The organism is Bremerella alba (assembly GCF_013618625.1).
Taxonomy (GTDB): Bacteria; Planctomycetota; Planctomycetia; order Pirellulales; family Pirellulaceae; genus Bremerella; species Bremerella alba.
On sequence record NZ_JABRWO010000009.1, the window covers coordinates 346,944 to 360,829 of the forward strand.

Here is a 13,886-nt window from a genome sequence, read left to right on the forward strand (position 1 = left end):
TCTGCATGTATTTCCGCCTGGCGAAACGCGCTCTTCTGGAAACGGACAAACGTCTCGTTGCCAAATTTCTGTGGCTAATGGGCTATAAGGGACTGCGCAGCGTTCAGAAGCACAAAGCTCGTCTCAAACGGGGCGAGTTCTTTCCACCGTTTCTGTACATCTCGGTCATTAACAGTTGCAACCTACGTTGTCAGGGGTGTTGGGTCGATGTTTCCGCGAAGCAGTCCAAGCTCGATCTCGATGCAATGGATCGAATGCTGGGCGAAGCCAAGGCGATGGGGAACTCGTTCTTCGGTATCCTCGGCGGCGAACCGTTCATGCACGCTGATATTCTGGAGATCTTCCGCCGACATCAGGATGCTTACTTTCAGGTCTTCACTAACGGACACTTCATCACCGATGAAGTCGCCAAAGAACTTCGCCAGCTAGGCAACGTCACTCCGCTGATCAGTATCGAAGGGACCGAGATCATTAGCGATGTCCGTCGCGGTCGTGGCGGCGTGTACAGCAAGTCGATGGAGGGGATTCAGAATTGTGTCGACAATAAGCTACTGACCGGTGTGTGCACTAGTTTGTGTCAGTCAAACTTCGACGATCTCTTGCGAGAAGAGTGGATCGACCGGCTGATCGAGATGGGGGTCTTCTATTGCTGGTATCACGGCTATCGCGTGGTGGGCCCGGTCCCCAATCCTGATCTTGCGTTAACTCCAGAGCAGCAATTGGCGGTACGCAAGTTTGTCGTCGAGATGCGTGTGAAGAAGCCGATCGCCATCATCGACGCCTACCACGATGCCGACGGTAACGCGCTCTGTCCGGCAGCGACCGGGTTCACGCATCACATCAGTCCTTATGGCGATATCGAGCCATGCCCGGTGATTCAATTTGCAAAGGAATCGATTCACGACGAGCGCCCCCTGCGTCAGGTGTTCAACGAGTCGGAGTATCTACGCGACTTCCGTGAACTGGCCGCCAAGAATACCCGAGGCTGTATCATCTTGGAACGTCCCGACCTATTAGGTGACTTTGCCCGCGAACACGAAGCGAAAGATACCACGGTTCGACATGAAGCTTATCAAGAGCTGGATGTGCTCAAGTCGAATCCATCGCAATACAACCCGGGGAACGAAATTCCCGAGAAGAGTTGGGTCTATTGGCTGTTGAAGAAGTATGCGTTCCATGACTACGGAGCCTACAAAAAGCACTTTAACGTCGAAAACTGGCAGCCGACAATCCATCAGGACGGGACGACCTCGGCTGGGGTGTCTGGTCCTGGCAACGCCGTTCCTGATAACTTGGTGCAGTTGGATATCGATTCTTCGACGAAGGCCTGAATTCGTTGAACCCTGTTGAGAATCCCACTAAACTGGGGAGAGATTCGTGGCCTGTAGGCTTAGCCAGATGTTTTCAGCGATTGCCTCGCCGTGTACTCCAGTCTTGGGAATTCTCGATGCGCATCGTTGTCTGCTTGCTGCTTCTTTCGTGCGGATCGACCGTGCTAGGCCAAGATCCTTCCAAGCTGCCTCATGGTGAACACCTGCCGGGTGTTGATAACGTGTTGAAGGTGACTCCTAACGTCGTTAGCGGCAGCCAGCCGCATGGCGAAGAGGGCTTTAAGACGCTGAAGGAATTAGGCGTCAATGTGATTGTCTCGGTGGATGGAGCCACGCCGGATGTCGAAAAGGCGCGCAAGTATGGCATGCGTTATGTCCATGTTCCGATTGGCTACGATGGGATCTCGGACGACGCCCAGGCCACGCTCAAACGCGTCATGAACGATTTCCAGCAAGATAAGATCTTCTTCCATTGCCACCACGGCAAGCATCGAGGTCCGGCTGCCGCAGCCGTCGCTTGTTATGAGTCAGGCGACCTATCGCAGAATCGGGCACTCGACTTCATGCGCAGTGCCGGAACTAGTTCCGACTATGGCGGACTGTGGAAAGAGATCACCGAATTTAAGCCAGTACCGTTTACCACCCAACTTCCAATGCTCGTTGAAGTTGCCGAGGTGGAATCGATTGCCGCAGCGATGGCCAAGATCGATCGAATCTACGATCATCTTGTTCTGTGCGAAAAAGCCCAGTGGAAAGCACCCTCAGAACATGCCGACCTCGACCCAGCCCAGCAGGTTTTGCTGATGCAGGAAGGTCTGCACGAAACGGGCCGGTTGCTTCAAGAGGATGAGTACGACGCCAAGTTCCGCAAGATGCTGGTCGAAAGCGAAACGCTCAGCAAAAAACTGAAGCAGCAAATTGAAGCGGGCCAGAAGTCGGAAGCGACCAAGACGCTGAAGGCCGTCAAGGCTGCATGCTCGGCATGTCATCACGACTATCGAAACTGATAGGGTCCCGCTGTGCGGGCGCTGCTAGATATCCAGGTCGTCGATGGCATCGATCAAGTTGTCGAGTTCATCTTTGTCACGGCTATCCTTTTCCGCTTGACGTTTGGGCATACCCACGGCCTCTCCTACGGTATCGCGGCCTGCTAGTAGAAGCTGTTCGTCCCGTTCACGGACTGCCGTATCTAGTGACTTTTCGTCTTCCTTCGGCTTGCCAAAGAGCTGCGAGAGATCGATCTTCAAGCCACCCGCAGCGACTTCATCGCTCCCAGCAATCGTTGGCGTTTTATGCTGTGGGAAAATGATCGCATTTTCCGGGCACACTCGACTACAGGCCGGACAGCCTTTGCGGCAATTGTCGGGCATTTCAACGAGGATGGTCTCGACACCGTCGACACCGTCGACGCCGTACACGCCGAACAAGCAGAAGTCGATGCACTCCATGCAATTGGTACAGCGGCTGTAGTCGATCACCGGATACCATCGCCGCGTGGCGTCTTCTTCGATACGGAAAGGTTCAATCGCTTCCGGTTTCTCGAGCTCTCCACCTTCTTTCAGTGCGGTGTCATTGGTGGGATTGGCGATGCGTTCTAATTGCTGAGGTGTGGGAGAAGGCGTTCCGTTGAGTCCGCCCAGTTCGACAACCTGGGTGGAAATCTCCTTCTGGATACGTTTCACCTCTTCCACATAATCTTCGACCTTATTCGATACACGAAGGTCTATGCTGTAAATCAGGCGGTTAGGAACCGGGCGGTTGTCGATGACTCGCAGTTTGTCTTCGTCGGTTGGTTCGTCGTCTAGCAAGTCGTCTTCGTCTTCATCCGTTTCATGGACAAGCAGGGTCGTCCCTTCTTTGCCGCGGATGTTGTTGCGATCGAGCGTCCAGCGTGTGGCACGTTCATAAAGCCACGAAATAACGACGAAGTCGGTCGTGATCGCTTGCAGCCCCATGATACCGGGGCCGTCAGGCTTTAAGTCATACAAATGAGGAACGATTGTTACCTCGATACCAGGCTCAAACAGCAGCGACGCAACGATATCTTCTTCCAGCTTGCGTTTAGCTGGATTGTTGCTTTGGCCTTGGCTGACGACGACCGTCAAACGTTTGGGCATGGGGTTACTCGTTCAGTTGTCCCTTGATGGTCCGCTGGGTGACTTCCCAGACCGCAGCAAGGTGCTCGATATATTGGTGCGGGTCGAGCAGCGCCTGGCCGCTGCCTTCAATTTCGTAGAGCCAACCTTCGCCGTACATATCGACGTTAATCCGCGAAGGGTCACTCATCAAGTCGGGGTTCAACCGCGCCAGAACACCGGCAATGGAGGGGTAGAGCTCGCTTTCGGCTTTGCTGCTTTCAATGAAACCGATCTCTTGACCTTCGGTAATTTTAGCACCCTCGTCAACCTGCCACTCCAGGAAATAGACATCCTGCAGTAATCGCACTGCATAAGCTGAAAACCCGAAACGGTAAGCATTGCCGCTTCGGGTCGCCCAGCAGTGGTTTTTGGCATATTGCCGGTCGGTGGGGAAGCGGGCCTCAAATTTCCCCATCATGAAAACCAACTCGTCGCTCATTAGGTGTACCGCACTCCCTGGAATTGCGGTTCAAAGAACGGCGGCAGCAGGCCATCGGCACGCAGCAGACCGTCTCGCGTCAATTCGATGCGATCTGCATCGATCGTGACCAGGCCTTCTTGTTGATACTGCTTCCAGATGTCGGACCATTTCTCAAGGATTTCAACGCCGAACTTCTCGCGGAAATAGCCGGCATCCAAGTAACCTCGCTTGAGCAGCAAGATCGTCTCGCGGATAAGCAGTTGCTCAGGCGTCGGACGATAGGCTCGCTTAAGGGGAAGTTCTCCCTTCTCAAGCAATGACCCAGTATAGTCGCCCCATTCCGTCTTGTTTTGGTAATGAATACCGCTGATGTGACCGAAGCTTGCCACGCCGGTGGCCAAAAGGTCGCTACCACCGAACAGGTTATCGCGGTAGCTGAAGTTCACCTTGCTGGGGTCTTTGACCAAAGTGTAGGCACTGCTCACGCTGTAGCCTGCTTTGGCCAGTTCGTCGAATGCGTAGCTGACCCAGGCCCGCTTCATCGGCCAGTCGGCAACCGGCGTTTCGATCTTGTTCCCCAGGATATCTTGCGAGTAAACCGTATTGAACGGCAACTCCATCTGATAGATGGTCACGCTCTCTGGCGAGAACTCGAGAACCTTCCTGATGTTTTCCTTCCACGTGTCCCATGTTTCGCCGACCATACCGGCAATCAGGTCGATATTCACATTCGGGAAGTTGGCAGCTTCGATCCATTCCCAGCAGGTATACACTTCTTTGGAAAGGTGAGCCCTGCCGTTTTCTTCCAGGATGCTGTCGAAGAAGTTTTCCACGCCCAGGCTCAACCGAGTCACACCCATATCACGCAGGGCTTTCACCTTCGACTCGCGTAATGTGCCTGGTTCGCACTCGAAGGTGACCTCTTCGGCCTGATCCCAACTGATGCTCGTGCGTAGCCGATCTTCCAGGCGTTTGAGCTGTTTCGGGCTGAGGAACGAGGGGGTCCCGCCGCCAAAGTAAACGAAGCGGAACGGTCGGCCCCCCATCGCTTCGGTCTGGCTGACCAGTTCGATTTCCTTCACCAGGGCGGAAACATACGTTTCTACTTCCTGGGCATTTTTGTCGGTGTAGACCCGGAAGTAACAGAACTTACAACGCTTCCGGCAGAACGGAACGTGCAAATACAAACCCAGCGGTACGCCTTCTTTCGGCGGGGAGTGCAATGCGGTGTTCAGGTCGTCGGCGTACTCTTCGCTCCACTGCGAGAACGGAGGGTAGTTGGAAATGAAGTAACTACCGACTTCGGTTTTGGTGGAATCGGTGGCCATGAATCAATCTTGCTTTCTGCTAAGGGTAACTTGCCGATGGCTGGTTTTAGCGAAAGGGTGTTTTCGTCGTTAATTAAACTCATGCCCCCTCTCCTTTGGGAAAAGAGAGGGGGCCGGGATTTATTTCTTTTCAGCGAAGCAATACAACACACCTCGCTCGGTGGCTATCAATAAGCAGCCGTCCGAAACTGCCGGGCCTGCGGGGAAACCACTCTTGGCTTCGTACTGCCAAACTTCCTTGCCGGTTTTCAGGTCAACCGCGCGGACACGGCTGTCGGCCGAACCAAAATAAACACGGTTCCCGGCCACGACCGGAGAACTGTTGATCTTGCCTCGGGCTTTAAACGTCCATTGTTCTTTTCCCGTTTCACGATCAAGCGAAACGAGGCTCTTGCTAAACGAACCGAACACCACTTGCTGCGGAAGGACCGCGGCGCTGGCGCGGATCTGTTGGCGATTCCGCTCGTCTTGAAATTGCCAGATGACCTTTAAGTCTTTCCAGTTGATCGCAAAAAACGAACCCGCTTCAGTACCGAAGTAGGCCATGTCGTCACGTACCGCAGGTGCCGAACCGGTCGGACCATCGATGGGGACGGTGCCGATGGGTTCCCCATTGTCGAGGTCGATCACGTGTAGTTTGCTATCGCAGCCGGCGACGAAACCACGATTGGAAACCACCGTTGGCATGCAACGGATTTGATCGTCGATCTGAACTTTCCAGGCCAGCTTGCCATCCTCTTTGTTCAAGCAATAGAGGTGGGCATCCTGCGACCCGATCAAGATCTTGTCTTGGTAAAAGTTAACGCTGCCGTTGATTTCGAGGCCGGCTTCAAATTTCCAAAGAAGCTTGCCGTCTTCTGCATTCAGGCAGTGTAGTACGCCGTCGATGTCACCGACATAGATCCGACCATCGCGATAGGCTGGCGAACCCATGAACCCCGAAAGCTGGTCGACGTTGCCTTCGTAGGTCCAAACTTTCGAGCCATCCTCAAGCTTCACGGCGTAAACGCGCCCGTCGAGATCTCCGATGTAGACAACGCCATCCACGACGATGGGAGTGGCCTCGAAGGCACCGTTGTCGATTTCAAGCGTCCACTTGACGTCTAAGTTGTCGGAGAGGGACTCGTCGGAAACGCCTTGGGCAAGGGCATTGCCGCGATACATGGGCCAGTCCGCGCGCAACTGAGCGATGGCTACGCTTGCGAACAGGGTCGCCGTCAGCAGTATCGTCAGACTGGATTTCATGGCGGAATCCTTGAAAGGTTAGTCGGCGGAAGGAAGTCCCTTCATCTTACTCGAAGGTCTCTGCCAAGGCACATCGCAGCGAATTATTGCATGGCCGATCGGTAAAGCTTCGAGAATTCGTCCGCGTTGACTTCACGGGGATTAAAGTTCCCTGTCCACTGCTTGGCCGCGTCGCAGGAAAGGGTTTCTAACTTTTCACCGTTGATCGACAGTTGATTCAAATTTGTGGCAAGCCCTGCGGCATCAACCCAGCTTTGCACCAAATTTGCCAAGCCGTGGGCGCCTTGCTCGGGGGCTGGATAGTTTGGCAGGTCGATGGGAATCGAAAGTAAGTCTTGGTAAAGCTCGTTGAACGCCTCGCCGTTGTAGCGAATTACCGACGGAAGCATCACACCCACGGCCTGGCCATGCACCACACCGTAATGGGCCGTCAAAGGATTGGCGAGGGCGTGCGCGGCACCGAGCATGGAGTTCTCGATTGCCAGCCCGGCGAAGCAAGCTCCTAGTTGCATCGCACCCCGGGCCTCGACGTCTTCCGGATGGTTCAGCACTCGGGTGAAGTTGCCGGCCAACAGTCGCCATGCTTCGCGACTGAAACTCAGGCTGACCTCGTTCCGCTTCTTCGTAACGAACGTTTCCAAGGCATGACTGATTGCATCGATCCCGGTCAGGGCCGTAACCTTTTGCGGTTGGGTTACGGTCAGTGTGGGATCGAGTAGCGCAACTCGGCAAGCGGCTTTCTTGTCTCCGCAGGCCATTTTGAAGTGCGTCTTGGCGTCGGTGATCAGGGCGAACGATTGTGCTTCGCTCCCGGTTCCGGCGGTCGTTGGCACCGCGATCATGGGAAGCATCTCTTGGGTTGCCTTGCCGACTCCCCAGTAATCCTTCATCTCTCCGCCGTTGGTCAGCAGGAAATTAATTCCCTTGGCACAGTCCATCGCGCTGCCACCACCCAAGCCAACGATCAGCTCGGGCATGTGCTTCTGCGCGAACGCAACTCCCTGGGCAACATTCTCTGTCGATGGGTTCTCTTGAACGCCGTCGAATTGAAATGCTTCGACGCCGGCCGATTCCAGACAATCAATTCCCCGTTGGGTATGACCGGCCTTGATGACTCCAGGGTCGCTGACCACGAGCGCTCGCTTTGCGCCGAACTCTAAGGCCAATTCGCCGAGCCGCTGCAGGCTATCCGGACCAAACACAATCCGTGTGCGTGGCTGGAAATCGAATGGAATCATACCTCGGGATCCTGTTTCATTCCGTTCCCCTCGCCACCGTCTTCGGAGGAAAGGGTTAGGGTGAGGGGGCGAACCGTGTACCCGCATTGCCCCTTACCCTAATCCTTTCCCAAAAGGGCGAAGGGACAGGAGTAAGAGGCCGTTGCTGCTCAAGGCTACGAAGCCGCGACCTGCACCGGAGCCGATTGGTAGGCTCGGCTGCGGAAGAGGAACTCAATGATGTTTCCTTCATGCGGTTGCAGCCAATCGACCTTATGGGTCGGTATCGGACCGATATTCAAACGGTCAATATGCGTTGCGTTGACTAAATCGCGAGCAAACTTTTCGTCGCCAGTTATGGCCGAGCAGATGAGCGAGTAACCGATCTTTTGGATCATCTCTTCCTGCGGGCATTCGACCACGGAGACGAACGGGAACATGTACTCTTTGCTGGCAACTTGTTTCTCAGGGTTTTCCGCGTGCACCACCATCGGCTTGAGGTAGTCGCAGCGTTCCATCTGAACCAATCGATCACCGTAGGACGCGGTGTAGTCGGTCACTCCATCTTCTTCGAGGTCTGATTCAATCATTCCCCAAACGGCCGGAGCCATGCCGGGCATCGTGAATGCTGCCAGGGCGGCTTCATCGTCGGTCGGTTCTTTGATCTCGGTAGGCCCAATCTTTTCGGCAATCGCTTGAGCAATTTCCTTTGTATGACGCGAGGCCCAAATGCCGGATGCATTGATACAGCTTCGTCCACTATTGGCGAAGACGCTCTGCACCATCAGATCGAGATACTGCGGCCAATCGTCGACCACATCGTCGCCCAGCAAAATCTTGCTGAAACCAGGACCGTGCGGCTGAACCTTTGGATTGCCGGCATATTGTTCGATCGTCTGCTGACCGCCGAAGACCATCGCTCGATCGACCGAAGAGAGTAGCGACGAACCCACGTCACTACCAGCTCCGGGATACAAACTGAATGCTTCGGCTGGCAACCCAGCTTCGACCATGGCAGAAAAAATCCGGTACGGCGTCCATGGCTCCTTTCCACCTGGCTTGAGAACCAGACCGAGTTGAAGCGCGACGGCCGGAAGCCACAGGGTATGCACCCCGGGTGAGTTGGAAGGCAACACGGCGCCGAGTACCGGACTTTGAGCTTGATAACTGAGCATGACATCGCGATCCGGTTCTTTACCGTAGCCGCGTGCCAGAATGTTGAGGTCGAGCCCGCGAGTTAGCGAGTCGAGAATCTTGGGCATATTCTGCAGCACGAATGCATTCTTCTGCATGTTCGCACGGCACATATGTTCTGGGAGGCCGGTCGTGGCACTTTGAGCATGCACAAATGCTTCTGGTGTCTGCGAACCGTCACCGATGGGAAGGTCTGCTTCCAGAAAAAGCTTACCGGCAGTGGCCAACTTCTCCAGGATTTCGGCTGGGCTGAACTGCAGCAAGGCATCACGAGCGGACTGAGCTTTACGAATGTCTCGCTTAAGGATGCCGCCGCCGACCTGGCTCAGCTGGGCGATTGGCTCACCAGTACTAAAATGGACGACGTCTTCTTTTTCGAGCGAGTCGTAGGGCTTGCCCCAACGGATAGCAGGAATGTTTAGCATGATTGGCGTCCGTTAATGAATTTTGTGATTCGGATAACTTGCCGTGTGCCACTGCTGACTCGCTCAGCAGTGGCACACGTTGTTTTTGTTAGTACACACCAACGGTGGTGCTGCTGGCGGTACCGTGAAATGGTCGCACGCCGCTTACGCCTTCCCATGGATAAGTGAGATAAGGCATCTCGCGTTCCCCTTCGTCTCGTTCCAGGAAGCCGGGAACGAAGAATTCCTTGGTTAGCGTCGTTAGTTTGACGCGGCCTGTTTCGCCATACGGAACGGCTTCATTGGAATCGTCAAAGGAAACGACTTCGGTCACGGCTCGTGGCTGCGGAGCGTAGTACGAGATCTTATAGCCATCATCCGCTGTTACCGGCTTGCTGCATGCCAGGCCCATCAGCGTGTTGCCGTAGGTTGGTGTCATGTAGATGCCGCTTTCTTCAGGACCCCCGCCAAAAAGCTCTTCGATGCAGTAACGAGTCCACTGAGGAGTGAATTCGGTACCACCGCTGAAGATGCCGGTGATGCCAACATCGGCCAGGGTCTTGCCCTTTTCCTCAAGGCCCAGGCAAAGCGATTCGATCAGCTTGGGCGTACCGAACATGCACTTCACGTCGTGACCGGCAGTGAGCACCGTAATGGCTTGGTCGATGCAGTGCTTCTTGTAGGCTTCTAACTCATCCATCTTGCCGCGTTTGATGAGCTTAACCACCCAACGTGGGTCTAGGTCGATACAGAAGCTGATACCACCACGGACTTGGGCCAGATGTTCTACCGCCAATCGCAGCCGACGTGGACCCGAAGGGCCGAGCATCAGCCAGTTCGCGCCTTTGGGGAAATACTGATCTGGCAGTGTCTCGCTGAAGAGCGAATAGTCGGTGCGGAAGTCGTCGATGGCAATTCGGCTTTTGGGGATGCCGGTGGTGCCGCCGGTTTCAAAGACGTAGATCGGCTTGTCGGCGAATGCCTTGGGCACCCAGCGACGAACGGGACCACCGCGTAGCCATTCGTCTTCGAAGAGGGGAAACTTTTTCAAGTCGTCGTAGCACTTCACTTCGGTCAATGGATCGAAGTTGAATTCTTTTTTCTTTTCGAGCCAGAACGGACATCCGGTCGACTCGTGGAAATGCCACTGGACGATCTCATGGGTATGAGCGTCGAGCTTATCCTTGGCGGACTTTACCGCCGCTTCAACTTCTGGGGTCAGCGTGTCGCTTGCCATAATTCCAATTCAAGCCAACAAAGGGAAGGATAGAAGGGACTCGTCGCGGGCGACGAGTCGACCGCCGGATCGAGCAGAGGGATGTGACTCTACGGATGGTACCGAGAAAAACTTGTTCTGACAACCTTTGGTTGCCCGAGTAATTTTTTCGCGCAATAAAAAAACCTGCATTTGAACAGGTTTTTCGACGGAGTCAGGACGCTTTACACGCGTTTTTTGTGCAAAGTTCTATTGGCTGTTAGTCTTTGTGGCCTGAACCGGGGCCCCTAGTTGAGCGAGCATCTGCAGGACGCCGTTCAGGTGTGCGATGCGGGGGCCGAAGCGATCGACGAACTCGTTGAGCATGAATTCGCTATCGATCATGTCCTCGGCCGAGTCATCGACTTCGCTGGCCAGTGTGCCAAGGAAGTCTGCGTGAACCTTGCTCAGCGCTTCGGCTGCCTGGCGACATTTCTCTGCCAGTTGTGGATGGGCCTTACGCCACGCGTTTAGCTCTGCCGTACGCTGTTTCTGCGTGTGGACCTGCTGTTGGAGCATTTCTTCCATCAGCAGCGTCTGGCGTTCCTGAAGCTCAACCATGCGTTTGAGCAGGACATTCGTTTCTTCCGTGTGAATGGTTTGCTGCATGGGAGATGGACTTGAGGAGACGTCGACGTGAGTGAACAGAGTGGAAAGGTCTTTAGGGTCGAGGGGCATCGGTTTGTTGTTCTCCAGGTGGGTCAAGTAAATCAGTATACTCACCTAGCCCATCCACTGTCGAGTATTTCGTTTCATGCTAGAAACGCTAGCGGTGGGATAACCGTCATTATGATTGTTAAAGTCCACCTTTCGGAAACACCGATTCTCAAGGTTGGGCTGCGCGCCCAAGCTGCCCCAACACGATATGCTGTCATGATATGCAACTGGGCAAGATGGAGTGCCAATGTCGAATCGGAACGAGAAAACCGTCCCCACCCTCGGATTCCTTACCGTGGTGGAGTATACCCCTGGCGGTTTATTTGGTGGACTCTTGGTCTTGAACCTGGCAGGCCGTCCGCTGGAATTCCACTGTACGGCCCCAGTGAAAGCCAACCGGGCCCAAGAGATTTTGTATGGTCCCACGCTCAAGTCCTATCTGTACGGTGAGCAAATCGGTGGGGCGCTGCTGGCAAAGTTAAAATCACCGGCCCTGGCCGTTTGCACTGACAGCGAACATGTGCTGTCACTTCGTGATCATACGGACGTCCCTGTGGCGTTGATTCCCCCCAGCTGTGTGGAAGAAGCGATTGCAGTTGAATCTTCCCTCGTTAATCACGGCGATAGCAATCAACTGGCCGTGGCTCCCCCCCACATCCGCTCATTTCATCTTGGTAGCTATGAAGTCGCTGTTAGCGCTCAACACCAAACCGATCAGGAAAAGCTGGAAAGTACTTGGCAAGAGAAGGGGATCGACTTGGACCTGAACGAGCCCTTCACGCGTATTCGCGAAGCCATCGAAGAAGCGCATGGTGTAGGAAAGTAGCTCGCATTAACGGCTTTCCTCATCGCAGATTGGATCGAATTTAGGCTAATCCTTTGACTGAATCCCTCGAAACCATTTCGCATGATCTCAACATCAAAACTGAGGTCATTTCGCTCGGCTGGACTGCCGCGCTGGCCCGTGCTCCGCAAATCGAGATCACCTCTGAGAAATTCAAGCCAGAACGTCCCAAGGTGGTCTCGCTTACCTGTAGCGGTCCTAAGATCGGCGTGAAAAGTTTTGTGTTCCCGGAAGCACCTGCTTGGCTACGGTCGCTTGAGAAGAAGGCTGCTCCCAAGAAGGAGGCATCCGACGAGCCTGCCGCTGATGAGGAGGCGTCATCCAAGCCGAAGGCCAAACGCGTGACCCATATTCGCCCCCCAGGCGATGTGATCAAGTTAGAGGATCGGCTGTACTACTTGCTTCAGCCTTCGCTTGAATCGCTGGTATCAAGCGGCGCGATGGAGTTTCCCTTCGAGCCGTTTCCCTATCAGTTCGAGGGCATTGCTTTTCTCTACCCGCGACATGCGGCGGTCATGGCCGACGAGATGGGACTCGGCAAGACGATGCAGGCGATCAGCACGATGCGGATGCTGCTCCGCGCAGGGGAACTGCGTAGCGTGCTGCTTGTTTGCCCCAAGCCGTTGGTTTCGAACTGGAAACGCGAGTTCAATTTGTGGGCTCCCGAGATCCCGATCAGCGTGATCGAAGGGGATTCTGCCAAGCGGAGTTGGTTGTGGCGAGACAATCAAACCCCGGTAAAGATCGCCAACTACGAACTGCTCATGCGTGACCATGAACTGGTCAGCGAAGAGGGAGGGCTCCATTTCGATCTGGTCGTGTTGGATGAAGCACAACGCATCAAGAACACTGCCAGCACTACGGCTGAGATTGCCAAGGGAATTCCCCGAACCCGGAGCTGGGCCCTGACGGGTACGCCCATCGAAAACAGCACGGACGACTTGGTAGGTGTCTTCGAGTTTCTGGCCCCAGGGCTGCTAACCAAGGGGATGAATATCAAGGCCATGAGTTCTACGGCCAACGAATATATCATTCGACGTACCAAAGACCTGGTAATGACTGACATGCCGCCGCGGCTATATCGCGATGCCGAACTTCAGCTTTCGCCTGCCCAGCAAGAGGCGTACGAATTTGCCGAGAAAGAAGGGATCGTTCGGCTCGAAGAGATGGGCCAGGAGCTGACCGTTCAGCATGTTTTCGAGTTGGTGCTACGTCTCAAGCAGATCTGCAACTTCGATCCACGGACCGGCGAAAGCGCCAAGATGGATCAGCTGAAAGCCGATTTGGAAGAAGTCGCCGCCAGCGGAAAGAAGGCAATTCTGTTTAGCCAATGGACGCGCACGATTGAAGAGATTCGTAAGCACGTCGAACCATTCGGGCCGCTCGAATACCACGGAAAAATTCCACACAAACAGCGGGAAGGGGTGATCGATCAGTTCAAGCACGACCCGTCTAAGCATGTCATCCTAATGAGCTATGGCGCTGGCAGCGTCGGTTTGAACTTGCAGTTTTGCGAATACGTCTTCCTGTTCGATCGTTGGTGGAACCCAGCGATTGAAGACCAGGCCATCAACCGGGCTCACCGCATCGGGGCCGCTGGGGCTGTGACGATCAGCCGCTACTTGGCCATGGGGACAATCGAAGACCGAATTAACAAGGTACTGGAAGAGAAGCGTGAGTTGTTTAATACCTTGTTCAGCGAAACCGAGGAGCCAACGAAGGTCGGCTTTTCGAAAGACGAAATCTTAGGGCTGTTCGATCTGCGTAGTCCCAAAGGGCCGATTCGGTTCGCGGCGTAGTCGTCGCGATGAATACGGTTGCCTGTCTAAACCGTCAGGCAATGGCAGCCAAG

The 13,886-nt window shown here is 54.6% G+C and carries 12 protein-coding genes; 4 read left to right on the plus strand and 8 right to left on the minus strand.

The window, feature by feature from the left end:
* The first annotated feature begins 5 nt into the window (after nt 1-5).
* Both HOV93_RS17055 and HOV93_RS17060 read left to right on the plus strand, forming a co-directional pair.
* Nucleotides 6-1,331 (plus strand): radical SAM protein, encoded by a 1,326-nt coding sequence (locus HOV93_RS17055; protein ID WP_207397723.1) that lies wholly within the window; start codon nt 6-8, stop codon nt 1,329-1,331.
* A 116-nt stretch (nt 1,332-1,447) separates the two neighbouring features.
* Entirely contained in the window at nt 1,448-2,338 is an 891-nt protein-coding gene (locus HOV93_RS17060; RefSeq protein ID WP_207397724.1) for a cytochrome c, read from the plus strand.
* Between the two features lie 24 nt (nt 2,339-2,362).
* On the opposite strand, the gene HOV93_RS17065 is transcribed toward HOV93_RS17060, so the two are convergent.
* From HOV93_RS17065 to HOV93_RS17100, 8 genes are all read right to left on the minus strand, one after another.
* Nucleotides 2,363-3,448 (minus strand): ferredoxin family protein, encoded by a 1,086-nt coding sequence (locus tag HOV93_RS17065; protein WP_207397725.1) that lies wholly within the window; start codon nt 3,446-3,448, stop codon nt 2,363-2,365.
* Between the two features lie 4 nt (nt 3,449-3,452).
* The gene (locus tag HOV93_RS17070) at nt 3,453-3,908 is read right to left on the minus strand and encodes a glycine cleavage system protein H (protein WP_207397726.1); all 456 of its coding nucleotides are present in this window, start codon (nt 3,906-3,908) and stop codon (nt 3,453-3,455) included.
* The gene (locus HOV93_RS17075; RefSeq protein WP_207397727.1) at nt 3,908-5,218 is read right to left on the minus strand and encodes a coproporphyrinogen-III oxidase family protein; all 1,311 of its coding nucleotides are present in this window, start codon (nt 5,216-5,218) and stop codon (nt 3,908-3,910) included. Before HOV93_RS17075 ends, HOV93_RS17070 begins: the two co-directional genes overlap by 1 nt.
* Before the next feature lie 120 nt (nt 5,219-5,338).
* Complete coding sequence (locus HOV93_RS17080) at nt 5,339-6,463, minus strand: outer membrane protein assembly factor BamB family protein (protein ID WP_207397728.1); 1,125 nt, start codon at nt 6,461-6,463, stop codon at nt 5,339-5,341.
* Nucleotides 6,464-6,546: 83 nt separating this feature from the next.
* Nucleotides 6,547-7,701, minus strand: coding sequence for an iron-containing alcohol dehydrogenase (locus HOV93_RS17085; protein WP_207397729.1), 1,155 nt, complete (start codon nt 7,699-7,701; stop codon nt 6,547-6,549).
* A 155-nt stretch (nt 7,702-7,856) separates the two neighbouring features.
* Entirely contained in the window at nt 7,857-9,299 is a 1,443-nt protein-coding gene (locus HOV93_RS17090; RefSeq protein WP_207397730.1) for an aldehyde dehydrogenase family protein, read from the minus strand.
* An 88-nt stretch (nt 9,300-9,387) separates the two neighbouring features.
* A complete protein-coding gene (locus tag HOV93_RS17095; protein ID WP_207397731.1) occupies nt 9,388-10,515 on the minus strand; it encodes a hypothetical protein in 1,128 nt (375 codons plus the stop codon).
* 228 nt (nt 10,516-10,743) lie between these two features.
* Nucleotides 10,744-11,256, minus strand: coding sequence for a hypothetical protein (locus tag HOV93_RS17100; protein ID WP_235990530.1), 513 nt, complete (start codon nt 11,254-11,256; stop codon nt 10,744-10,746).
* A gap of 181 nt (nt 11,257-11,437) precedes the next feature.
* Here HOV93_RS17100 and HOV93_RS17105 point away from each other — a divergent pair, with 181 nt between their 5' ends.
* On the plus strand, nt 11,438-12,016 hold the full coding sequence (locus HOV93_RS17105; protein WP_207397732.1) for a hypothetical protein: 579 nt from the start codon (nt 11,438-11,440) through the stop codon (nt 12,014-12,016).
* Between the two features lie 53 nt (nt 12,017-12,069).
* A complete protein-coding gene (locus HOV93_RS17110) occupies nt 12,070-13,833 on the plus strand; it encodes a DEAD/DEAH box helicase (protein ID WP_207397733.1) in 1,764 nt (587 codons plus the stop codon).
* The last annotated feature ends 53 nt before the right edge of the window (nt 13,834-13,886 follow it).